This is a genomic window from Kitasatospora sp. SUK 42, from assembly GCF_015776785.2.
In the GTDB taxonomy this organism is placed as follows: Bacteria; Actinomycetota; Actinomycetes; order Streptomycetales; family Streptomycetaceae; genus Kitasatospora.
In genome coordinates, this window is the sequence record NZ_LFMD02000002.1 from 500,163 (window position 1) to 521,370 (window position 21,208).

At 73.1% G+C, this 21,208-nt stretch carries 18 protein-coding genes; 2 read left to right on the forward strand and 16 right to left on the reverse strand.

Annotated features, from left to right (window positions below; translation table 11 throughout):
* Positions 1–80: 80 nt before the first annotated feature.
* The 9 genes from RZ50_RS02100 to RZ50_RS02140 form a co-directional block, all read right to left on the reverse strand.
* Complete coding sequence (locus RZ50_RS02100) at positions 81–1,295, reverse strand: cytochrome P450 (protein ID WP_196952172.1); 1,215 nt, start codon at positions 1,293–1,295, stop codon at positions 81–83.
* 37 nt (positions 1,296–1,332) lie between these two features.
* Positions 1,333–2,577, reverse strand: coding sequence for a cytochrome P450 (locus RZ50_RS02105; RefSeq protein ID WP_196952171.1), 1,245 nt, complete (start codon positions 2,575–2,577; stop codon positions 1,333–1,335).
* A complete protein-coding gene (locus RZ50_RS02110; protein ID WP_196952170.1) occupies positions 2,574–3,332 on the reverse strand; it encodes an ATP/GTP-binding protein in 759 nt (252 codons plus the stop codon). The genes RZ50_RS02105 and RZ50_RS02110 overlap by 4 nt, the downstream gene beginning before the upstream one ends.
* Positions 3,313–3,681: a DUF742 domain-containing protein gene (locus RZ50_RS02115; RefSeq protein ID WP_196952169.1), complete on the reverse strand. Its 369-nt coding sequence runs from the start codon at positions 3,679–3,681 to the stop codon at positions 3,313–3,315. The genes RZ50_RS02110 and RZ50_RS02115 overlap by 20 nt, the downstream gene beginning before the upstream one ends.
* The gene (locus RZ50_RS02120) at positions 3,678–4,118 is read right to left on the reverse strand and encodes a roadblock/LC7 domain-containing protein (RefSeq protein ID WP_196952168.1); all 441 of its coding nucleotides are present in this window, start codon (positions 4,116–4,118) and stop codon (positions 3,678–3,680) included. Before RZ50_RS02120 ends, RZ50_RS02115 begins: the two co-directional genes overlap by 4 nt.
* Positions 4,118–5,911 (reverse strand): ATP-binding protein, encoded by a 1,794-nt coding sequence (locus RZ50_RS02125; protein ID WP_196952167.1) that lies wholly within the window; start codon positions 5,909–5,911, stop codon positions 4,118–4,120. Before RZ50_RS02125 ends, RZ50_RS02120 begins: the two co-directional genes overlap by 1 nt.
* 264 nt (positions 5,912–6,175) lie before the next feature.
* Positions 6,176–6,742, reverse strand: a complete 567-nt coding sequence (locus RZ50_RS02130) for a Clp protease N-terminal domain-containing protein (RefSeq protein WP_196952166.1) — start codon at positions 6,740–6,742, stop codon at positions 6,176–6,178.
* Positions 6,743–6,744: 2 nt separating this feature from the next.
* A complete protein-coding gene (locus RZ50_RS02135) occupies positions 6,745–6,981 on the reverse strand; it encodes an RNA polymerase subunit sigma-70 (protein WP_196952165.1) in 237 nt (78 codons plus the stop codon).
* Between the two features lie 118 nt (positions 6,982–7,099).
* Complete coding sequence (locus RZ50_RS02140) at positions 7,100–7,885, reverse strand: amidohydrolase family protein (protein WP_196952164.1); 786 nt, start codon at positions 7,883–7,885, stop codon at positions 7,100–7,102.
* A gap of 75 nt (positions 7,886–7,960) precedes the next feature.
* Between RZ50_RS02140 and RZ50_RS02145 the strand changes: the two genes are divergently transcribed.
* On the forward strand, positions 7,961–8,353 hold the full coding sequence (locus RZ50_RS02145; protein ID WP_254801955.1) for a MerR family transcriptional regulator: 393 nt from the start codon (positions 7,961–7,963) through the stop codon (positions 8,351–8,353).
* A gap of 112 nt (positions 8,354–8,465) precedes the next feature.
* Here RZ50_RS02145 and RZ50_RS02150 read toward each other — a convergent pair whose 3' ends face one another.
* Positions 8,466–11,342, reverse strand: a complete 2,877-nt coding sequence (locus RZ50_RS02150) for a vitamin B12-dependent ribonucleotide reductase (RefSeq protein WP_196952162.1) — start codon at positions 11,340–11,342, stop codon at positions 8,466–8,468.
* A gap of 234 nt (positions 11,343–11,576) precedes the next feature.
* Positions 11,577–12,074: a transcriptional regulator NrdR gene (gene nrdR / locus RZ50_RS02155; protein ID WP_196952161.1), complete on the reverse strand. Its 498-nt coding sequence runs from the start codon at positions 12,072–12,074 to the stop codon at positions 11,577–11,579.
* Positions 12,075–12,416: 342 nt separating this feature from the next.
* Here nrdR and lexA point away from each other — a divergent pair, with 342 nt between their 5' ends.
* Complete coding sequence (gene lexA, locus RZ50_RS02160) at positions 12,417–13,298, forward strand: transcriptional repressor LexA (protein WP_308271217.1); 882 nt, start codon at positions 12,417–12,419, stop codon at positions 13,296–13,298.
* 113 nt (positions 13,299–13,411) lie between these two features.
* Here the strand turns inward: lexA and RZ50_RS02165 are convergent, their stop codons facing one another.
* From RZ50_RS02165 to RZ50_RS28800, 5 genes are read right to left on the reverse strand one after another with little or no spacing between them, the layout of a single operon-like run.
* Positions 13,412–15,520, reverse strand: a complete 2,109-nt coding sequence (locus RZ50_RS02165) for an ATP-dependent DNA helicase (RefSeq protein WP_196952160.1) — start codon at positions 15,518–15,520, stop codon at positions 13,412–13,414.
* Positions 15,521–15,532: 12 nt separating this feature from the next.
* A complete protein-coding gene (locus RZ50_RS02170) occupies positions 15,533–17,356 on the reverse strand; it encodes an IucA/IucC family siderophore biosynthesis protein (RefSeq protein ID WP_308271219.1) in 1,824 nt (607 codons plus the stop codon).
* The gene (locus RZ50_RS02175; protein WP_196952159.1) at positions 17,334–18,722 is read right to left on the reverse strand and encodes a lysine N(6)-hydroxylase/L-ornithine N(5)-oxygenase family protein; all 1,389 of its coding nucleotides are present in this window, start codon (positions 18,720–18,722) and stop codon (positions 17,334–17,336) included. The genes RZ50_RS02170 and RZ50_RS02175 overlap by 23 nt, the downstream gene beginning before the upstream one ends.
* A 9-nt stretch (positions 18,723–18,731) precedes the next feature.
* Positions 18,732–19,412 carry a GNAT family N-acetyltransferase gene (locus tag RZ50_RS28795; protein WP_374199895.1) on the reverse strand — a complete coding sequence of 227 codons (681 nt, stop codon included), beginning with the start codon at positions 19,410–19,412 and terminating at the stop codon, positions 18,732–18,734.
* Positions 19,304–21,118, reverse strand: a complete 1,815-nt coding sequence (locus RZ50_RS28800) for an IucA/IucC family siderophore biosynthesis protein (RefSeq protein WP_374199859.1) — start codon at positions 21,116–21,118, stop codon at positions 19,304–19,306. The genes RZ50_RS28795 and RZ50_RS28800 overlap by 109 nt, the downstream gene beginning before the upstream one ends.
* Between the last annotated feature and the right edge of the window lie 90 nt (positions 21,119–21,208).

Consider the following 21,208-nt stretch of genomic DNA (forward strand, 5'->3'; position numbering starts at 1 on the left):
CCAACCGTGACCACCGGAAGCCGAAGGCCCCGCCCGAAAGCCGGACGGGGCCAAGGCCTTGACGTGAGGTCAGTGAACCGTCACCAGAGCCGGACGGGCAGCTCCAGCAGGCTGTTCACCACCAGCGACGGGCTCGGCCGCAGCTCGGCGTCCGGCACCTCCAGCGACAGCGAGGGGAAGCGCTCGAACAGCGCCGGCAGCGCGATCCCCGCCTCCAACCGGGCCAGCGGCGAACCCGGGCAGACGTGCGGGCCGTGCCCGAACGACAGGTGGCGGGACGGGTCCCGGGTGATGTCGAACAGCTCCGCCGTCACCCCGTGCTGCAGCGGGTCCCGTCCGATCGCGTTGTACGAGACCAGCACCGGCTCGCCCGCCGGGATCACCACCCCGCCGACCGGGATGGACTCGGCGGCGAAGCGGAACAGGAAGTTGCTGGTCGGCGGCGTCCAGCGGAGCGACTCCTCGACCACCGCGTCCCAGGACACCTTCCCCGAGTGCACCAGCTCCAGCTGGTCCGGGTGCGCCAGCAGCGCCCGCACCGCGTTGCCGATCAGGTTCACCGTGGTCTCGTGACCGGCCGCGATGATCACCCGCAGGGTGGCCGCCGCCTCCTCGTCGGTGAGCGCCCCACCCTCGGTGTCCGCCGCCAGCAGCACGCTCGCCAGGTCCTCGCCCGGCGCCGAACGACGCTGCGCCACCAGGCCGTTGACGAAGGCGTTCAGCCCGGCGACGGTCGCCTGGATGCCCGCCGGGTCGGGCTTGGTGCCGAAGAACCGCTCGTACAGGTCGCGCAGCAGGTCGTGGTCCGACTCCGGCACGCCCAGCAGCGAGCAGATCACCGTCATCGGCAGCGGGAAGGCGAAGGCGGTCTTGAGGTCGACCACCGGCTCCCCGGCCGCCAGGGAGTCCAGCAGCGCACGGGTGATCTCCGCCACCCGCGGGCGCATCAGCTCGACCCGGCGCGGGGTGAAGGCCTGCGCGACCAGCGCCCGCAGCCGGCGGTGCTCGGCACCGTCCGTGGTCACCATGCTCGGGCCGGGCACCGCCAGGCCGATCAGCGGCCAGGTCTTCGGCACCTCACCGCGCTGGTAGGCCGACCAGTGCCCGGCGTCCTTCACCAGCCGGGCGTCGGTGAGCAGGTCACGCGCCTCCGCGTGCCGGGTCACCGCCCAGGCGGCGACCCCGCCGGGCAGCACCACCGGCACCACCGGGCCGGCGGCCCGCAGCAGGGCCCCCTCGGCGGCGTTGTCACGGGCCAGCGGGTCGAGGGCGATCGGGGCCGGGGCAGCGGTCATCGGCGGCAACTCTCCTTCAGGTGACAGGACTTGGAAATCAGGCCGGGTGGCCGGGGGTGAACGAGACCGGCAGCGCCACCAGCCCGCGCACCCAGGCCGACGGCCGCCACACCAGCGCGTGCTCGGCCACCGCCAGCCGCAGGTCCGGCAGCCGGTCCAGCAGCACCTCGATCGCGGTGGTGGCGATCACCTCGGCCGCCTCCTGCGCCGGGAACGGGCAGCCGTGCTCGCCGTACGAGTAGCTCATGTGCGCCCGGTTGCCCTCGGCCGGGCGGCCGTCGGCCTGCCGCACCGCCGGATCCGCGTTCGCCCCGGCGAACCCGAGCAGGACCATGTCCCCCTCGGCGATCCGCTGGCCGCCCAGCTGGGTGTCCCGGACCGCCCAGCGGCCGGCGAAGATCTGGGTCGGGGTGTCCTCCCAGAGCGCCTCGTTGAGCGCCTGGCTGATGCTGCGCCGGCCGCCGGCCAGCGAGGCGGCGAAGCGCGCGTCGGTGAGCATCAGCCGCAGCGCGTTGGAGATCCAGTACGAGGTCGGCTGGTGGCCCGCGATCAGCAGCACCCGCAGGTCGCGCATCACCTCGTCATGGGTCAGCCCGACCGGGTGCTCCAGCATCCGCGAGGCCACGTCGGCACCCGGGTACTCGGCCTTCTCCTCGACCAGGGCGTGCATCAGCTCCAGCAGCCGCTGGGCGCCGGCCGGGGCGTCCGCGCCGCCGTCCAGCATCGCCAGCAGCGCCGCGATCAGCTGCGGAGCCTGTTCCTCGTCCAGGCCCAGCACCCGGCACAGCACCAGCAGCGGCATCTGGTGCGCGTACTCCGCGACCAGGTCGGCCTCGCCACGCCCGGCGAACTCGTCGATCAGCCGGTCGGCGATCTCCTCGCCGTGCTTGCGCAGCTCGTACGGGTCGATCCCGGCCAGCGCGTCCGTGACCGCGCGGGAGCGGCGCACGTGCTCCTCGCCCTCGGCGTACAGGATCGACGGCACCGGGGCCATCATCGGCTTCAGCGGCCAGTCGGCGGGCAGCGTGGACCAGGCGTGCCAGCGGCTGGAGTCGCGGCCGAACAGCTGCGGCTGGCCGGTGACCTGCTGCAGCTCGCGGTAGCCGATGACCAGCCAGGCGGGCACGCCTCCGGCCAGCTCGACCGGGGCGACCGGGCCGTGCGCGGCGCGCAGCTCGCGGTAGAGCTGGGCCGGATCGGTCTGGAAGCGCGGCCCGTACAGCGGCGTGGCGCCGGCGTGCGCCGGGCAGCCCGGGGGCGGGGTGACGGCGGGCTCGGTCACGGGGTGCTCTCCTCGTAGATCGCGGCGGGTGCTCCGGCGAGCGCGGGCAGCTCGGCAGCAAGCTCAGGCGGCTCGGCAGCAAACGCGGGCAGCTCGGCAGCGAGCTCGGCCGGCTCGGCTCCGGCGAGGGCCGCCAGGTGGTGGACCAGGGCGATGAGCACCCGCTTGCCGGACTCCCGGTCGCGGGCGTCACAGTCCACCAACGGCACCTCGGGCGGCAGGTCCAGGGCCTCGCGGACCTGCTCCAGGCTGTGGCTGGGCTCGCCGAAGTTGTTGCGGGCGACGATGAACGGCGTGCCGTGGTGCTCCAACCGGTCGATCGCGTACCAGGAGTCCTCCAGCCGCCGGGTGTCCACCAGGACGACCGCGCCCAGGGCGCCGCTGAACAGCCGGTCCCAGAGGAACCAGAAGCGCTCCTGTCCGGGCGCGCCGAACAGGTACAGCACCTGGCGCTCGGACAGGGTGATCCGGCCGAAGTCGAAGGCGACCGTGGTGGAGCGCTTGCCCCAGCTGCCGGCCGGGTCGATGCCCTCCCCCGCCCGGGTCATCACCTCCTCGGTGTTCAGCGGGCGGATCTCGCTGACCGAACCGACCAGGGTGGTCTTGCCGACCCCGAAACCGCCGACCACCACGATCTTGAGCGCGTTGTCGGCGGTCGCCCGCAGCGGGGTCCGCGTGACGGGCCGGTGGTCCTGGATGTCCCGGTGGTCCTGGTGGTCCCGGTGGTCCTGGAGGTCAGAGCCGTTGGAGGCCATGCAGCACCTGCTTCAGCGTGTCGAGGTCGGGCAGCCGGGCCTTGTTCGGCGCGAACCGGGGGTGGCGGGCGGTGACCGCCCCGGATTCCAGCAGGTCGCCGAGCAGGATCTTCACCACCGAGACGGGCAGCGCCAGCTCCGCCGCCACCTCCACGACGGCGGTCGGGGCCTCGCACATCCGCAGGATCCGGGCGTGCTCCGACTGCATCCCGGGCGTCGGCTGCCGTTCCGCGACGATCAGGGTGACCAGGTCGAAGGCGTTCTCCGGGGCGCGGCTGCGGCCCCCGGTGATCGTGTAGAGGCGGTCCGGGTCGTCGTCCCGGCCCGGCAGCACGGGCCCGGCGTTCATATCCCGGCGCCCTCTCGGGTGGCGGCCTCGTCGCTCTCCTCGCCCCGGGCCGGGGCGCTGAGGTGGATGCCGATCTGCTCGATCAGGCCGTGCATGTTGTGGCCGACCACGCCCACGTCCGCGTCCTCGTCCGTGACCACCGCCAGGTGCGCGCCCTCGCCGGCCGCCACGATGCACAGGATGCCGCCGTGGAACTCGGTCATCGACTGCCGGACGCCGCCGCTGCCGTCGCCGAACTCGATCGAGGCGCCGTGCGCCAGGCTCTGCAGGCCGGAGGCGATCGCGGCCAGCTGGTCGGCCTGGTCGGTGCTCAGCCCGGCGGTGTGACAGAGCTTGAGGCCGTCGGCGGAGAGGACCAGGGCGTGCCGGGTGCCGGGGGTCGCCGCCAGCAGGTTCTCCAACAGCCAGTCGAGGTCGCGGTCGGTGGCGCTGCTCATCAGGAATCCTTCTCGGTGACGGGGGAAGCGTCGGGCGTGGTACCGGTGTCCGTGGCCGGCGCGGTGTCGGGCGAGCCGCCCGACGGGGTGCCCGCGGCCGGTGTGGCGGCCGGTACGGGCGTCGCGGACGGCACGGGCACCGCCGGCTGGGCCGCCCGGCGGAAGGCGCCGAACCGGGCGGCGGAGTTCGCCGCGTCGGCCCGTACGGGCTTCGTAGCCGGGGCCGCCGCCGGGGTGGTGGTGGCCAGCGTCTGCCCGCGGCGGCGCTGCGGCAGACCGCTGTCGGTCATCCGGGCGGGCGCGGTCAGGGCGGGAACGGCGGGGGCCGGAACCGCCATGGCGTTCGTCGGGCCCCCCGACACGGCGGGAGCGGAGGGCGCGGGCGGCAGCGGGGCGGGCGCCGGGCGGGCGGGGGTGAGCGCGGGGCGCGGAGACTCCACCGCAGGCGCCTGGACCGGGACGGGCGCCGCAGCGGGCGCCGGCTCCACGTGCGTGACCAGCTGCTGGGGGATCAGCATCACCACCCCCGTGCCACCGCGCGCCGACGGCCGGAAGGAGATCTGCAGGCCGTGCTTGCGCGCCAGCACGCCGACCACCGCGAGGCCCAGCCGGGTGCCGGCGGAGAGCGTGGTGAGGTCGAGCGGCTCGGCGGAGACGGCCCGTTCGGCCCGGCGCAGCCAGCTGTCGCTCAGGCCCAGACCGCTGTCCTCGACGGTGACCGCCAGACCGGCCGACACCTCCTCGACGTAGACGTGCACCTCGGCCGGCGGGGCGGAGAAGTTGGTGGCGTTGTCCAGCAGTTCGGCCAGCGCGTGCATCACGCCCTCGGCCGCGAAGCCGACCACCGCCGCGGTGCTGGCGTTGTGCAGCCGCACCCGCTGGTAGGCGCCGATCCGGCCGAGCGCGCCGCGCAGCACCGACTCCACCGCGATCGGCTTGGCCCAGCGGCGGCCCGAGCGGGCGCCGGTGAGCACCGCGATGCCGTCCGCCATCCGGCCCGCCTGGGCGGTCGAGTGGTCCAGCCGCAGCAGGTCGCCGAGGACCTCCTCGTCGTGCCGGTGCTGCATCTCGCGCAGCTCGGCGTGCATGCTCGTGGCCAGCGCCTGCACCCGGCCGGCGGCGGTCGCGCAGACCGCGAGCGCGGCGGCCCGCAGCCGCTCGCCCCGGCCGATCTCCTCGCCTACGGCGCGCAGCAACGCGTACTGAGGATGCTTGCGGTGGGCGGACAGCGCGCTGTCCACGGCCGCGCCCCCACGAAGCTTCTTCACCACCTCGGGCAGCACGCCCTCGGGGATCCGTTCCAGCTCGGCCCGCTCGGTGGCGGCCCGCTCCCGCTCGGTCTCGGCCTCGGCCCGCTCGACGGCCAGCTGGTCCCGCAGCCGGGCCAGCTCGGCGTGCGCGGTGGTGACGTCCGTCTCGGCCCGGGCCTGCTCGGCCCGGGCGGTGTCCCGTTCGACGAGCGCCGCGCCGGCGCGTTCCCGGGCGGCGGCCTCGGCCTGCCGGGCGGTGCCGGCGACGACCAGCGCGGCCCTGGTCTCCTCGTGCTGCGCCGCCAGCTCCTCGGCCAGCCGATGGGAGCGCTCGGCGCCGGTCGCGGCCAGGCCGACCGCGATCAGCCAGAGCACCGTGACGGCGGTCACCGCGAGGGCGGTGAGCGGCTGGTGCGCGCCCAGGGCCCGGACGACGCCGACCGGCGCGGCGACCAGCGCCAGCAGGACGGCGGCCGCCGTGAGGGCGACGGTGCGCGGCGCGGGGCGGCGCGGCGGACCGTCAGGGCTGGTGGCATCTCTCATCGGTGCGGTCCTCGGCAACGTCGGCGGGCGGCGGCGCGGACGGCGGGTCGGCAGCGGTCACTGCCGCCGAACCGTCGGTCGGGCGCATACGAGACCGCCCGGCGACGTCGTGAAACGTCTCCGGGCGGCTGATCGGTTCACGCTTTGGGGCCGATCATATCGATTCAGACTTTGCCCTCAACCCGCTAGTTGACGGTCTCTCTCCTTCATTCACGCCGAGTACACCGAGCGGCGACCTCGTCCACCCCCACCGGGCACCCCGGTTCAGGTGAGCGTCGCCTCCACCGCCCGCCGCACGGCCGCCGCGTCGAGCCCGTGATCGGCGATCACCCGCGCCCCGAGCCCCTCCCCCTCGCGCAGCACCCCGAGCAGCAGGTGCCCCACCGCGATCTCCCCCGACTTCAGCCGCAGCGACTCGCGCAGGGACAGCTCCAGGACCTTCTTCGCCCGGGCCGTGAACGGGATGTGCCCGCCACCGGCCCCGCCGGTGCGGAACCAGCCCCGGCGCTTCGGCTCCTCCTCGGGCGGGGCGTCCAGCGCGCCCTTTCCGAAGGCCGACTCGACCGCCGCCCGCACCGCGTCCAGGTCGACCCCGATCGAGGCCAGCGCCTGCGCCTGGTCCCCCTCCCCCAGCAGGCGGCGCACCGCCCGCAGCACCGCCTCCCGGTCCAGCCCCGCCTCCGTCAGCACCACGACGGCCGGGTCGTCCGTCCGGCCCAGGATCGCCAGCAGCATGTGCTCCGTCCCTACGCGCTCGTGCCGCAGCTCCCGCGCCGCCTCCTGCGCCGCGACCACGACCTGCCGCGCCCCGATGGTGAACCGCTCGAACATCGCTAGCCTCCGTCCTCGCCCTTGCCGGGCCCCCGCCGTGCGTACTTCTTGTGCACCGCCTGCCTGGTCACCCCGAGGCAAACCGCGATGTCCTGCCAGGACCAGCCCTGCGACCGGGCGTTGCCCACCTGAAGGCCCTCCAGACGGTCCGCCAGATCCCGCAGGGCGCGGACCGCCCGGAGCCCCACGGCGGGGTCACGACTGCTCGCGGCGGCCGCGAGCTCTCCGCTCTCGCTCATGCCGTCAACTTTGGTTGACACTCGGGGGAATGTCAACCCCGGTTGACAGCTGTGGAGCCCGCCCGAACCGCCGCGCGGCCCCTTCGGGCGGGAGGAGGAGGCGCGGAGTCGCCCGGTGTCAGAGGCCCAGCAGTTCCGCGAGGGTTCCGCCCAGCACGCGGTCGCGCAGGGCGCCCGGGCTGGTCACGCGTTCGACGGTGGCGCGGGCGAGGACCGGGTCGCCGTAGGGCGCGTCCGAGCCGAACAGGGTGCGGTCGGGCACCTCCGTGATGGCCAGTCGGACCGCGAAGACGATGTTCGCCGTCGAGAGCTCCAGGTACAGGTTCGGGGTGTCCCGGGCCAGCTCGATCGCGGTCAGCCAGTGCAGTCCGCCGAGCTGGCTGATCACCAGGGGCACGGTCGGATGGCGGCGCGCGAGGGCGGCGAGGGTCACCAGGTCCCCCTCCGTGGTCGGCGCGAAGCCGTGCACGACGACCGGTAGCCCACCGTGGTCGGCGGCCGCCCGCAGGACCGGCTCGACCAGGCCGGCCCCGTCCGGGGGCGGGGTCAGCTCGCCGACGCCCCGGAAGCCCCGGCCGACGATCTCCCGCTCGACCTCCACCGCGACCTGCTCGGCCGACCGGTCCAGGCGGACCGAGCCGAAGCCGATGAAGCGATCGGGGTGCGCCGCGCAGGCCTCGGCCAGCTCCTGCCGCACGAGCCGGAAGCCGTCCGGCGCGTTGGACCGTCCGCTCATCGCCACGTTCAACGCGCTCATCTCACGCCGGAACGAGGCCAGATCGGTGGCCCGCTCGGGATGCGGCCGGGTGCCGAACAGCACAGCGCGGCCGACCTCGGCCTCGTCCAGCAGGGCGAGGTGGCCGTGCACGGGATCGTGGACATGGCTGTGCGCATCGATGATCAACGGATTCTCCAGGTCAGGACCGGTGAGGGCGGCGGTGGAATGCCGCCGTCGGCCCCATCGTTGGAGGTTGACACCATGGCAAGGTCAAGCTCCGCGGAGAAACCCATGCTGATCGGCCAGTTGGCCAGGAGAACCGGGACGAGCGAACGCCTGCTCCGCTACTACGAGCGCGTCGGCCTGCTCGCCTCCACCCGCCGGGCCAACGGCTATCGCGAGTACGACGACGGCGCCGAGCAGACGGTCGGACAGATCCGCGCCCTGCTGGCGGCCGGGCTGTCCACCAGCCTGATCCGGCAGGTACTGCCCTGCGCCCTCTCGGACGGCGCGCTGCGCCCGTGTCCGGGAGTACTGGACAAGCTCCACGCCCAGCTCGCCCAACTGGACCGGCGTGCGGAGGAGTTGGCACAAGCCCGACGGAGTCTGCGACAGGCCATCACAGCCTCCGAACAGGCCCAGCGCGTCGATTAGCCGCCTCCGGGGCGCCACGGAGGCGCCCCGGAAACGCGAGGCGGGGTGCCGGCCCGATCGCCGACACCCCGCCCGAACCGCTATGTCACGCCCACCGGGCGCTCGCGACCGATCAGCTGCAGCCGCTGGTGGAGCCGCAGCCCTCGCAGAGGTAGCAGCTGCCGGCGCGGCGCATCTTGGTGCCGCAGGAGAAGCAGAGCGGCGCGTCGGCGTTGAGGCCGAGCTGGATCTCCATCAGCTCCGTGGAGTTGTGGGCCTGCTTCTTAGGAGCCGACTTGGGCGCCTCGACGGCGGGGGCCGGCTTGGCGGCGACCACCGGGGCCGACTGGGCGAGCGACTCGGTGTCGACCTCCTCGGCCTCCAGCGGCTCGTAGGAGCCCGTCTCCAGGTGGCGCTGGCGCTCCTCGACGGAGTGGATGCCGAGCGCCGAGCGGGTCTCGAACGGCAGGAAGTCCAGCGCCAGGCGGCGGAAGATGTAGTCGACGATCGACTGCGCCATCCGCACGTCCGGGTCGTCGGTCAGACCGGCCGGCTCGAAGCGCATGTTGGTGAACTTCGAGACGTAGGTCTCCAGCGGCACGCCGTACTGCAGGCCGACCGAGACGGCGATGGAGAAGGCGTCCATCATGCCCGCGAGGGTCGAGCCCTGCTTGGACATCTTGAGGAAGACCTCGCCGAGGCCGTCGTCCGGGTAGGAGTTGGCGGTCATGTAGCCCTCGGCGCCACCGACCGTGAAGGAGGTGGTGATGCCCGGACGGCCCTTGGGCAGACGCTTGCGGACCGGGCGGTACTCGACGACCTTCTCGACCGCGGCGGGGGCCTCGGCCTCGGCCTTCTCCTCGGAGTCCTTCTTCTTGGCCGAGAGCGGCTGGCCGACCTTCGAGTTTTCGCGGTAGATGGCGAGCGCCTTGACGCCCATCTTCCACGCCTCGAAGTAGATCTCCTCGACGTCCTCGACGGTCGCGGCGGCCGGCATGTTCACCGTCTTGGAGATGGCGCCCGAGATCCACGGCTGGATCGCGGCCATCATCCGCACGTGGCCCATCGGCGAGATGGAGCGCTCGCCCATCGCGCAGTCGAAGACCTCGTAGTGCTCGGCCTTCAGGCCCGGCGCGTCCACCACGTTGCCGTGCTCGGCGATGTGGGCGACGATCGCCTCGGTCTGCTCGTCCTGGTAGCCGAGGCGCTTGAGGGCGCGCGGGACGGTGCCGTTGACGATCTGCATCGAGCCGCCGCCGACCAGCTTCTTGAACTTGACCAGGGCGAGGTCGGGCTCGACGCCGGTGGTGTCGCAGTCCATCATCAGGCCGATGGTGCCGGTCGGGGCGAGGACCGAGGCCTGGGCGTTGCGGAAACCGTTCTGCGCGCCGATGCGCAGCACGTCCTGCCAGGACTTGTTGGCCGCGAGCCAGACCGGGGCGTCCAGGTCGTCGAAGGAGACGGCGTCCAGCGAGGCGTCGGCGTGCTGCTTCATGACCCGCTGGTGCGCCGTCGCGTTGCGGGCGTAGCCGTCGTACGGGCCGACCACACCGGCGAGTTCGGCGCCGCGGCGGTAGGCGGTGCCGGTCATCAGCGAGGTGATGGCGCCGGCCAGGGCGCGGCCGCCCTCGCTGTCGTAGGCGTGGCCGGTGGCCATCAGCAGGGCGCCGAGGTTGGCGTAGCCGATGCCGAGCTGGCGGAAGGCGCGGGTGGTCTCGCCGATCTTCTCGGTCGGGAAGTCCGCGAAGCAGATGGAGATGTCCATCGCGGTGATGACCAGCTCGACGACCTTGGCGAAGGTCCCGGCGTCGAACGAGTCGTCGTCGCGCAGGAACTTCATCAGGTTCAGCGAGGCGAGGTTGCAGCTGGAGTTGTCCAGGTGCATGTACTCCGAGCACGGGTTGGACGCGTTGATGCGGCCGGACTCCGGGCTGGTGTGCCAGTGGTTGATGGTGGTGTCGTACTGGATTCCGGGGTCGGCGCAGGCCCAGGCGGCCTCGGCCATCTTGCGGAACAGCTTCTTGGCGTCGACGGTCTCGATGACCTCGCCGGTCATCCGGGCGCGCAGACCGAATTCGGTGCCGTTCTCGACGGCGGTCATGAATTCGTCGTTGACGCGGACCGAGTTGTTGGCGTTCTGGTACTGGACGGACGTGATGTCGTCGCCGCCGAGGTCCATGTCGAAGCCCGCGTCGCGCAGGGCGCGGATCTTCTCCTCCTCCTTCACCTTGGTCTCGATGAAGGCCTCGACGTCCGGGTGGTCGACGTCGAGCACGACCATCTTGGCCGCGCGGCGGGTGGCGCCACCGGACTTGATGGTGCCGGCCGAGGCGTCGGCGCCGCGCATGAAGGAGACCGGGCCGGAGGCGTTGCCGCCGGAGGACAGCAGCTCCTTGCTGGAGCGGATGCGGGAGAGGTTGAGGCCGGCGCCGGAGCCGCCCTTGAAGATCATGCCCTCTTCCTTGTACCAGTCGAGGATCGACTCCATGGAGTCGTCGACGGACAGGATGAAGCAGGCGCTGACCTGCTGGGGCTGCTTGGTGCCGACGTTGAACCAGACCGGCGAGTTGAAGCTGAACACCTGGTGGAGGAGGGCGTGGGTCAGCTCGTGCTCGAAGATCTCGGCGTCGTCCTTGGTGGCGAAGTAGCCGTGCTTCTCGCCGGCCGCGCGGTAGGTGAGCACCACGCGGTCGATGATCTGCTTCAGGCTCCACTCGCGCTGCGGGGTGCCGACGGCGCCGCGGAAGTACTTGGACGTGACGATGTTGACCGCGTTGACCGACCAGAAGTCGGGGAACTCCACACCGCGCTGCTCGAAGTTGATCGAACCGTCGCGCCAGTTGGTCATCACGACGTCGCGCCGCTCCCAGCGGACCTCGTCGTAGGGGTGCACGCCAGGGGTGGTGTAGATGCGCTCCATCCGGAGACCGCCCTTCGGGGCCTTGGCGCCCTTGGCCGCGGCCTTCTCGGACTTCGACCCGCGCGCGGAACCGCTCGTGGTGTCTGTCACTTCTCGCTCCTCCTCCTGGGCAAACGCCCGAAGTGCCCTGAAAAATCCGGGCACCGCTGGTTCGTCATTCCGGTGTGCGGGCAGGCGGAGACCTCGCCTGCTTGCGCACGGTTTGTAGTGTTCTGTGCCCAGTTTTCGGGCACGCGTGAGCCCCGTGGGGCCCGTGTGGTGCTGGCGGCCCCGATGGGGCCTGCGTTGTGTTGGCTGGGAGGGCCCGGAAGGGCCCGGCGCCGCCTAGGGCGCGGTGGCGGGAACGGACACGCAGGTGCAGTCCGCCTCGGTGGCGGGCCGCTCGCCGCGGAGTTCCGCGATGGCGGCCTCGAAGTCCTCCAGTCCGTCGTACGCCTGGTACACGCTGGCGAAGCGCAGGTAGGCGACCACGTCGAGCTCCTTGAGCGGTCCGAGTATGGCCAGCCCCACGTCGTGGGTGGTCAGCTCGGCGTTGCCGCTGGCGCGCACGCACTCCTCGACCCGCTGCCCGAGCTGGGCGAGGGCGTCCTCGGTGACCGGGCGGCCCTGACAGGCCTTGCGGACTCCGGTGATGACCTTCTGCCGGGAGAAGGGCTCGGTGACGCCGCTGCGCTTGATGACCATGAGCGCGGCCGTCTCCACGGTGGTGAAACGGCGGCCGCAGTCCGGGCACTGTCGACGACGGCGGATGCAGCTGCCGTCCTCGGTGGTCCGGCTGTCGACAACGCGGCTGTCGGAGTGCCGGCAGAAGGGGCAGTGCACCTCGGGATCCCTCCCTGGCAGGACGTGCGGACCGGTTGAGTCTAAGCGATGCACCCCCGGCCTCGCCAAGCTGATCATGCGACGCGACCACTAGTACTGGGCACGGAGAGGACTGTAGCCACTACATCTAGGACTCTGGGGGAAGTGACACCCCTGGCGTGTCGGCGCCGATTAGACTTCCGGAGTCGACATCCGGTCGAACATTTACTCGATGTACAACAAAGCCTTGATCGAGTCAGCCAACTCCCGAATAATTCACTCGAACGTGTGTTTGGCGCAACCTTTCGATAGGAGGTGCGTTGGGCTGGAAAAGGGAGAGGACAGCCGTCGAGAGGGGCCGCCGTGAACACCATCGAAAGCAACACCATCCCGGTGCAGGAACACTCCCAGTTCAAGGTGGGGCAGCGCACCACGAATCAGCAGAGCGTGGACATCAGCATGGACCGTAGCGAAGACCCCCGACTCTCCGGACCGGCCCTTTCCACCGCCAGCCGGGTTCCCGACCAGCCGATCGAACACTCCTCCGGGATGGACGACAACCACGCCTCCCCGGCCCGCGCGATGCCCGGCCGCCCCCCCGGCATCCGTACCGACGAGGCCGGCCTCACCGAGCGCCAGCGCCGGGTGATCGAGGTCATCCGCGACTCCGTGCAGCGCCGGGGCTACCCGCCGTCCATGCGCGAGATCGGCCAGGCCGTCGGCCTGTCCAGCACCTCCTCGGTCGCCCACCAGCTGATGGCCCTGGAGCGCAAGGGCTTCCTCCGCCGGGATCCGCACCGTCCGCGCGCCTACGAGGTCCGCGGCGTCGAGGTGGCCCGCCCCAACACCGCCGAGACGGCCGGCCGCCCGTCCACCTCGTACGTGCCGCTGGTCGGCCGGATCGCCGCCGGCGGGCCCATCCTGGCCGAGCAGACGGTCGAGGACGTCTTCCCGCTGCCCCGCCAACTGGTCGGCGAGGGCGAGCTGTTCGCGCTCACCGTGCGCGGCGACTCGATGATCGAGGCGGCCATCTGCGACGGCGACTGGGTCACCGTGCGCCGCCAGCCGGTCGCCGAGAACGGCGACATCGTGGCCGCGATGATCGACGGCGAGGCCACCGTCAAGCGGCTCAAGCGCGAGGACGGCCGGATCTGGCTGATGCCGCACAACCCGGCGTACGAGCCGATCAACGGCGACAACGCGACCATCCTGGGCAAGGTCGTCGCGGTCCTGCGCCGCCTCTGACGGCACGGGCCGCACGGGCGGCACGAACGGCGTGGACGGCACACGACCGGAAGGGGCTCCACCGCGATCCCGCGGGGAGCCCCTCCGTCGTTCCAGGACCGCTGCCGGTCCGCTCAGCCCCGCTTCACCACCGGCCGCACCGGCGGCGCCGAGGCGTCGATCGCCGCCAGCGAGCGGCGCACCTGGTTGCGGTCCGTGGTGTACCAGAACTCCGGCATCGAGGACCGGAAGAAGCCCCCGTACCGCTTGGTCTCCACCCGCGGGTCGAGCACCGCCACGATGCCCCGGTCGTCCGCCGCACGCACCAGCCGGCCCGCGCCCTGCGCCATCAGCAGCGCCGCGTGCGTCGCCGCGACCGCCATGAAGCCGTTGCCGCCGTGCTGTTCCACGTCCTTCTGGCGGGCGCTCATCAGCGGGTCGTCCGGCCGCGGGAAGGGGATGCGGTCCATCACGACCAACTGGCAGGCCGAGCCGGGCACGTCCACGCCCTGCCAGAGCGAGAGCGTGCCGAACAGACAGGTGGTGGCGTCCGAGGCGAACTCGCGGATCAACTCGCCCAGGGTGTCCTCCCCCTGGAGCAGGATCCGGTTGTCCAGCCGCTCCCGCATCGCCTCCGCGGCCGCCTGGGCGCCGCGCATCGAGGAGAACAGGCCCAGCGTCCGCCCGCCGGCCGCGCCGATCAGCTCGGCCAACTCGTCCAGCATGTCCGGCCGTTCGGGATCGCGCCCGGGGTCGGCGAGGTGCTTGGCGACGTACAGGATGCCCTGCTTGGGGTACTTGAACGGCGAGCCGACGTCGATCCCGCGCCAGGACGGGACGGCGTCCTCCCCGAAGCCGGGTTCGGGGTTATCCCCCGGCGTGCGCTCGTCCGGCAGCCTGGTCTCCTTGGGCAGGCCGAGCGAGCCGGCCACGCCGTTGAAGTCCCCGCCGAGCTTGAGGGTGGCCGAGGTGAGGACGACCGAGCGCTCCTTGTACAGCCCCTCGCGCAGCAGCCCGGACACGCTCAGCGGCGCGACCCGCAGCGAGGCGGTGCCCAGCCCGTAGCGGTCGCTGCGCTCGATCCAGACCACGTCGTACTCGGAGCCCTCCAGCAGCCGCTCGGCGGTCTCGTGCAGCGTCTCGGCCGAGGCCATCGCCTGCTTGCGCACCGCGTCCTCGTCACTGAGGCCCTTGTCGCGGGTCTCCCCGAGCGAGGTGATCACCTGGCGGGAGGCGTCCCGGATCGCGGTGACCGCGTACGCCAGGTACTCGGGCAGCTCTTCGACCCGGCCGGGCTGGGCGGTCTCCATCAGGCCGTGGTAGTTCTCGGCGGCGGCCTGCAGGGCGTCCACGGCCTTCTCGTTGGCCAGCCGGGCGGCCCGCTTGACCGCCCGGTTGACCGCGCCGACGGTCAGCTCGGCGGTGGCCGCGCCGGTGACCCGGTTGACCAGCTCGTGCGCCTCGTCCACGATCAGCAGCCCGTGCTCGGGCAGCACCGGCGCGCCCTCGATCGCGTCGATCGCGAGCATCGCGTGGTTGGTGACCACGACGTCCGCCAGCTTGGCCCGCTCCCGGGCCTTCTCCGCGAAGCACTCCTGCCCGTACGCGCAGCGGGTGGCGCCCAGGCACTCCTTGGAGGTGACCGACAGCTGGGCCCAGGCCTTGTCCGAGACGCCGGGGCTCAGGTCGTCCCGGTCGCCGGTCTCGGTCTCGTCCGCCCAGTCGCGCAGCCGCAGCACGTCCTGTCCGAGCTTGCCGGTCGGCCCGCCGAGCGCGTCCACCGGGTCGAACAGGCCCTCGCCCTCGTCGCTCGGGGTGCCCTCGTTGGCCCGGTGCAGGCAGAGGTAGTTGGAGCGTCCCTTGAGCATCGCGAACAGCGGGCGGCGGCGCAGCACCGGGTGCAGCGCATCGACCGTACGCGGCAAGTCCCGCTCCACCAGCTGGCGTTGCAGTGCCAGGGTGGCGGTGGCGACCACCACGCGGTCCCCGTGGGCGAGCGCGGGCACCAGGTAGGCGAGAGACTTCCCGGTGCCGGTGCCGGCCTGGACGAGGAGGTGCTCGCTGTGGTCGACCGCGTCGGCGACGGCCTCGGCCATCCGCAGCTGGCCGGGGCGCTCCACACCGCCGACGGCCTCCACCGCGGCGTGCAGCAGCTCGGGGATCCGCGAGCGCGGGACGGCGACGGCTTCCTCGGCCTCGTCGCCGAGGTCCGTCGCGGGCTGGGGTTCGGAGTCGTTCGTCATGACCCTTCCACCCTACGGGGCGGGGGCGACAATCCGGTCCCGCCCAGCGGGAAGGCGCACGTCCACGTCCACCAGCGCGTTGGGCACGGTGCCGTGCCGGGCGGCGTGCGGGCGGTGCGGGCGGTCCTGGTAACCGTCCAGCAGCAGCCGGTTGCGGTTGAGGCAGAGCCGGGTGATCCGGGGCCGGAACAGGTCGAACAGCTCGAAGCGCTCGCCCAGCTCGGGGAAGCGCTCCTGGTAGCGGAGGATCTCGGCGCGCAGCAGGGCCCAGAACTCGGCCTCGGGCAGGCCGGTCTGCGCCTCCACCAGCGGGGCGAGGTAGCGGAAGACGCCGATGAACAGCCCGGAGTGGATGAACTGGCACAGGCCCTGCGGATTGTCCCGCAGCAGCACGTCGGCGACCTCGGCGGGCACGCCGCGCAGTTCGGGCAGGTCCCGGTCGCTGAGGTTGACGTCGTCGACGAAGTCCTTGACCGCGAGCCTGGTCGGGACGTCCCGCTCGTCGAAGACCACGATGGCGTTCTCGCCGTGCGGGGAGAAGACCAGCCCGTAGCGGTAGAGGAAGTGCAGCAGCGGCGGCAGCATCGCGGCGAACAGCCGGCCGGTCCAGTCGGCGGGGGTGAGGCCGGAGCGGGCGATCAGCTCGGCGGTGAGCGCCCGCCCGTCGGAGCCGGACTGCAGCAGGGCGGCGAGGGTGCGGGCGCGCTCGCCGCGGTCGAGGAAGGGGCCGAGCGGTTCGCGCCAGATCGCGCCGAGCAGTTCCTTGTACTGGTACGGCGACTCGGGCATCACCCGGTAGACCGGGTGGTCGACGGTGACGGAGGCGATCTCGCCGAGCAGGATCACCCGGCACTCCTCCCGCAGGTACGGGTCGGCGTCGCGCAGCCCGTGCAGCCAGGCGGTGACGGCGGGTGCGGCGAGGGTGCGCTCGGTGGGCAGGCCGCGCCAGACCAGGGTGTTGAGGATCGACAGCGGCAGCTTGACGGTGCAGCGCTCGGGGTGGGCGGTGTTGAAGAAGGAGCGGATGGACTGCTGGGGCAGCCGTGGGTCGCCGTCCGAGGGCAGCGGGACGATCTCGCCGGAGGCGATCCAGGGCGCGAACAGCGGCAGGATCGTCTCGTCCCACTGCCAGGGGTGCACGGGCAGCAGCAGGTAGTCGTCGGCGTCCGGGCCGAGCGGGGCGCGCAGCGCGTCCACGTCGTCCAGCTCGCGGGCGTACAGCTGCTCGGGGCGTTCCAGGCCGGGCACGCCCCGGTACTGGGCGAGCCGGCGGTGGACGGCGATCCAGGGCAGCGGGCGCGGGCTGCGGGCCTCCGGGGTCCAGCGGGCGACGTCGGTGGCGGAGAAGCCGATCCGGCCCTTGCTGGGGACGATCCACGGGTGGCCGCCCTGGCGCCCCTCCAGCGCGGTGTGGTCGAGCTCGGCGAGTTCGGCGGCGGTGAGCTCGGTGGCGAGCTGGCGGGCGTCCGCGGTCAGGGTGGCGGAGAGCTCGCGGATCAGGTGGGCGGTGGTCTCCCCGCGCATCCCGAGGGTCTGCCGGGCGTACGGGAGGAAGCGCAACGGGTCCAGGCCGTCCGGGTGGGAGCAGTGGACGGACTCCGGGTCGACCTGCCAGCCGTCGTACGCGCCGCGCCGGGCGGTGAAGCGGTACTCGGCCTCGGGCAGCTTGAGCCGGTACTCGCCGGCGGTGGCCCCGGGGACGGGCGTGAGCAGGTCCTCGTAGGCGAACTCGCCGAGCATCTTGGCCAGCAGGGCGCGGCCGGCCCGCCGCCAGTGCCCGGCGGTGAGGTGCGGGGGCAGGTACAGCGGCGGTTCAGCGGCCGACGGTTGCGGCACGGGTCAGCTCCTGGGGGCGGGGGACGGCGGGGGTGGGTTGTGCGCGACCGGCGGGGGCGGGCGGCGCGAAGCCGGTCCAGGCGGTGCGGTCGGGCAGCCGGTGGACGGTCCGGCCGGTGACGGCGTTGAGGATGACCGCGGCCCGATGGGCGCCGAGGCCGAGGTCGGGGGTGCCGACGCCGTGGGTGTGCAGTTCGGCGTTCTGGACGTAGAGGCCGCCGGTGAGTTCGGGCCGGGTGGCGACCCGGTGGTCGAGGTCGACCCGGTAGCGCCCGGCCTCGTCCCAGTCGATCAGGTGGGCGAGCGGTTCCAGCGCGGCCGGGCGGGCGGCGCGGTAGCCGGTGGCGAGCACCACGGCGTCGGTGCGCAGCACGTGTTCGGTGCCGGAGTCGGTGTGCCGGCAGCGCAGTTCGAGGCCGCCGCAGGGGCCGGGGCGGGCGTCGTCGACGGCGGTGCCGGGGGTGATCTCGACCGGGGCGGTGTCGATCGCGCGGCCGATGGTGCGCTCGTAGAGGTGGTCGTGGATCTCGGCGAGGGTCTCGGCGCTGGCGGCCTTGTGCAGCTGCCACTGGGCGGCGACCAGGGCGTCCCGGACGGGGGCGGGCAGGCTGTGGAAGTAGCGGGTGTAGTCGGGGGTGAAGTGCTCCAGGCCGAGCTTGGAGTACTCCATCGGCGCGAGCGCCCTGGTCCGGGTGAGCCAGCGCAGCCGGACGCCGTCGTCGTGGCGGCGCAGCAGGTCGAGGAAGACCTCGGCGCCGGACTGTCCGCTGCCGACCACGGTGATGTCCCGGACGTCGGCGAGGCCGTCGCGGCGGTCCAGGTAGTCGGCGGAGTGGAAGGCGCCCGGGTGGCCGGCCAGGGCGGCGAAGGCCTCGGGCAGCACGGGCCGGGTGCCGACGCCGAGGGCGAGGTTGCGGGCCCGTGCGGTGGAGCGCCGGCCGGTCTCGGTGTCGGTCAGTTCGGCCCGGAACAGGCCGTCCTCCCAGTGCAGCGCGGTGACCTCGGTGCCGAAGCGGCAGTTGGCGAGCCGCTCGGCGGCCCAGCGGCAGTAGTGGTCGTACTCGCGCCGGGGCAGCTGGAAGCGTTCGGCGAAGTAGAACGGGAACAGCCGGTCCTGTGCGCGCAGGTAGTTGAGGAAGGACCACGGGCTGGTCGGGTCGACCAGGGAGACCAGGTCGGCGAGGAAGGGCACCTGCATCCGGGCTCCGTCCACCAGCATGCCGTGGTGCCAGCGGAACTCCGGGCGCTGGTCGCAGAAGAGCGTGCGCAGGCCGGGTACGGGCTCGGCGAGTGCGGCGAGCGAGAGGTTGAACGGGCCGATGCCGACGCCGAGCAGGTCGTACGGAGGGGGTGTCGAGGTGTCCACAGGGGTGTCCTAGGCGGGAAGTGCGGGGGGTAGGGCCCGGTCGCGGACCATCAGGGCGGCGCGCTTGCCGGGCAGGTCGAGTTCGGCGGCGGCCCGGAATCCGGCCCGTTCGAAGGCCCGGACGGAGCGCCGGTTGCGCACGTCCGGTTCGGCCAGCACCCGTTCGCAGGCCTCGCACTGACGGAGGATCAGTTCGGTCAGTGCGGCCAGCAGTACGGCGCCCAGGCCGCGGCCGCGGCGGGTGGCGGGGCCGAGCAGCAGGTGCACGCCGGTGTCGTGCGGCCGGGCCCGGTAGTGCCGGGCGAGCGGGTCGAGGTCGGCGCGGTAGACCTCCCAGTAGCTCATCGGCACGCCGTCGAGCAGGCCGAGGCAGGGCACGCTGCGGCCGTCGCCGTCGAGTTGGGCCCGGACGTGCCGTTCGGTGACGGCGGGCGGCCCGGCGAGCTCCCAGAACTCGTCGACCTCGGGGTCGTTCATCCATCCGGCGAGCAGCTCCAGGTCGGCGGGCAGCCGGACCGGGCTGAGCCTGAACTCGCCGGCCGGGGTGGGGACGGCGCCCCACCCGGGCAGGTCGTCCAGCATCAGAGGTCCGCCACCGGGTTGGGGATGTCCACGTACACGGACTGGGTGGCGACCGGGCCGACCAGCTCGTCCAGGCCGTTGATCCGGGTGAGCAGGTTGGCCTTGCAGGGCAGGGTGGGCGCGTCCAGCAGCAGGGCGGGCAGCGCCGAGCCGGTGGCGGTCGCCTGCGGGCCGGCCAGGAACCGGCGCAGTCCGGCCAGCAGCACCGTCTCGTCGGCCAGTTGCTGGGAGCCGAAGGCGCCGATCAGGCCGAGCACGTGGTTGATGCCGAGGTAGTAGGCGAAGTGGTGGTCGATCACCGTGTCGGGCAGGAAGGTGTCGCTCTCGGCGCCGAGCCCGGGCAGCCGGGCGGTGAGCCGCTCGGCGGCGCTCTCCCGGAAGTAGTAGCCCTGGTTGTCGCGGTAGCGGCCGCCGCTGGGCCAGCCCTCGGCGTCCAGCAGGACGAGGCTGTTCTGCTGGTGCGCCTCCAGGGCGATGCCGCCCTGCCCGTCGAGCCACAGGGCGGGCAGCACGACCGCGTCCAGGTAGCGCAGGAACCATTCGGCGGCCACGGTGCGCACCGGTCGACCGCAGCGCGCGGAGAGCGAGCGCAGGATGTCGCGGAGCCGGGACGGCACGGTGGTGCCGGTGCCGAGCGGCTGTTCGGCGACCAGCCCGGCCACGCACAGCGCGCGGTCGGTCGGGGCGAACGGCTGGGCGCGCAGCACGGTGTCCAGGCCGCCCGGGTCGCCGAGGCCGGGGTGGTCGACGCCGATCCAGGCCGGGTCGCGGACGATGTCGAAGCCGGGGTGGGCGGCCTGCCATTCGGCGGCCAGCCCGCTCTCCAGCAGCCGGTGCACCTCCAGGCCGCGGTGGAGTTCCTTGCGCAGGTTCTCCCGGCGGGAGTTGGTGATCCGCAGGCCGAGCGAGAGCTTGAGCATCCACGGCGTGCCGGGCCGGTAGACGGTGCGCACCGAGGAGGTGGGGTACCAGGGCTCGCCGGACGGGCCGAGGTCGTGCAGCAGCCCGTCGGCGAGCAGTTCGGCGACGACCGGGCGGTGGGCGAGCTCGCGGGCCTGCCAGGGGTGCAGCGGCAGGGCGGCGGTGCCGGGCGGCAGGGCGGCGCGGTCGCCGAGCAGGTCCGCGGTGAGCCGGTCGGCGCTCTCGGCGACGGCGGAGCCGGCCGCGAGCAGTTCGCGGTCGACCGCGTACCAGTGCAGTTGGAAGGAGCCGTGCAGTTCGGGCGAGTAGGCGGCGCTCTGGGCCGGGCCGAGGCCGTCGCGGCTCTTCGGGGTGGGGTGCAGCGGGTGGCCGAGCAGCAGGGCCTGTTCGGCGGCGAGGAAGTGCGAGCGCTCGGGCCCGCCGGGTTCGGCGGCGGTGCGGCGGTGGGCGAGGATCTCGGTGGTGCGCATGACCGAGTCGGCGACCCGGGCGGCGAGGTCGGCGACCTGTCCGGGGTCGGGCCGTTCGGCGGCCGCGGCGGCGAGCAGCGCGGCGGTGGTGACGGCGTCGACCGGGGCGTCGGCGGTGCCCTCGCCGGCCGAGAGGGTGGCCGGGTCGAAGCGGTGCCAGCCGCCGGGCGACCAGTAGCGGACGGGCGCGGTGAGCCGGGCGGCGCCGCCGAGGACGTCGATCCGCAGTCGGCCGTCCGGGCCGGGCCGGGCTCCGGTCTCCCGCGTCCAGCAGCGCAACAGGGCCTCCAGGGCGGCCTGTTCGGCGGCGACGGCGGGGTCGGGGTGCAGCAGCGGGTCGGGTCCCGGCCCGCCCTTCGACTGCCGGGCGGGGTCCACGGGCTGCGACGGTACGGGCGGGGCTCCGGTGAGGGCGGTGCTCAAGGCTGCTCCTTGGGGCGCGTGGGGGTGCGGACGCGGGCTGCTGGTGGAGGGGATCGGCGGGCGCTCGCACCGTCGCGTCAGGTAAGGGTT

Excerpts from the sequence above, each read along its gene's own strand:
- RZ50_RS02115 (WP_196952169.1), bottom strand. The coding sequence starts at position 3,681 with ATGAACGCCGGGCCCGTGCTGCCGGGCCGGGACGACGACCCGGACCGC.
- RZ50_RS02130 (WP_196952166.1), bottom strand. The coding sequence starts at position 6,742 with ATGTTCGAGCGGTTCACCATCGGGGCGCGGCAGGTCGTGGTCGCGGCG.
- RZ50_RS02165 (WP_196952160.1), bottom strand. The coding sequence starts at position 15,520 with ATGACGAACGACTCCGAACCCCAGCCCGCGACGGACCTCGGCGACGAG.
- RZ50_RS02110 (WP_196952170.1), bottom strand. The coding sequence starts at position 3,332 with ATGGCCTCCAACGGCTCTGACCTCCAGGACCACCGGGACCACCAGGAC.
- RZ50_RS02120 (WP_196952168.1), bottom strand. The coding sequence starts at position 4,118 with ATGAGCAGCGCCACCGACCGCGACCTCGACTGGCTGTTGGAGAACCTG.
- RZ50_RS02135 (WP_196952165.1), bottom strand. The coding sequence starts at position 6,981 with ATGAGCGAGAGCGGAGAGCTCGCGGCCGCCGCGAGCAGTCGTGACCCC.
- RZ50_RS02125 (WP_196952167.1), bottom strand. The coding sequence starts at position 5,911 with ATGAGAGATGCCACCAGCCCTGACGGTCCGCCGCGCCGCCCCGCGCCG.
- RZ50_RS02100 (WP_196952172.1), bottom strand. The coding sequence starts at position 1,295 with ATGACCGCTGCCCCGGCCCCGATCGCCCTCGACCCGCTGGCCCGTGAC.
- RZ50_RS02145 (WP_254801955.1), top strand. The coding sequence starts at position 7,961 with ATGGCAAGGTCAAGCTCCGCGGAGAAACCCATGCTGATCGGCCAGTTG.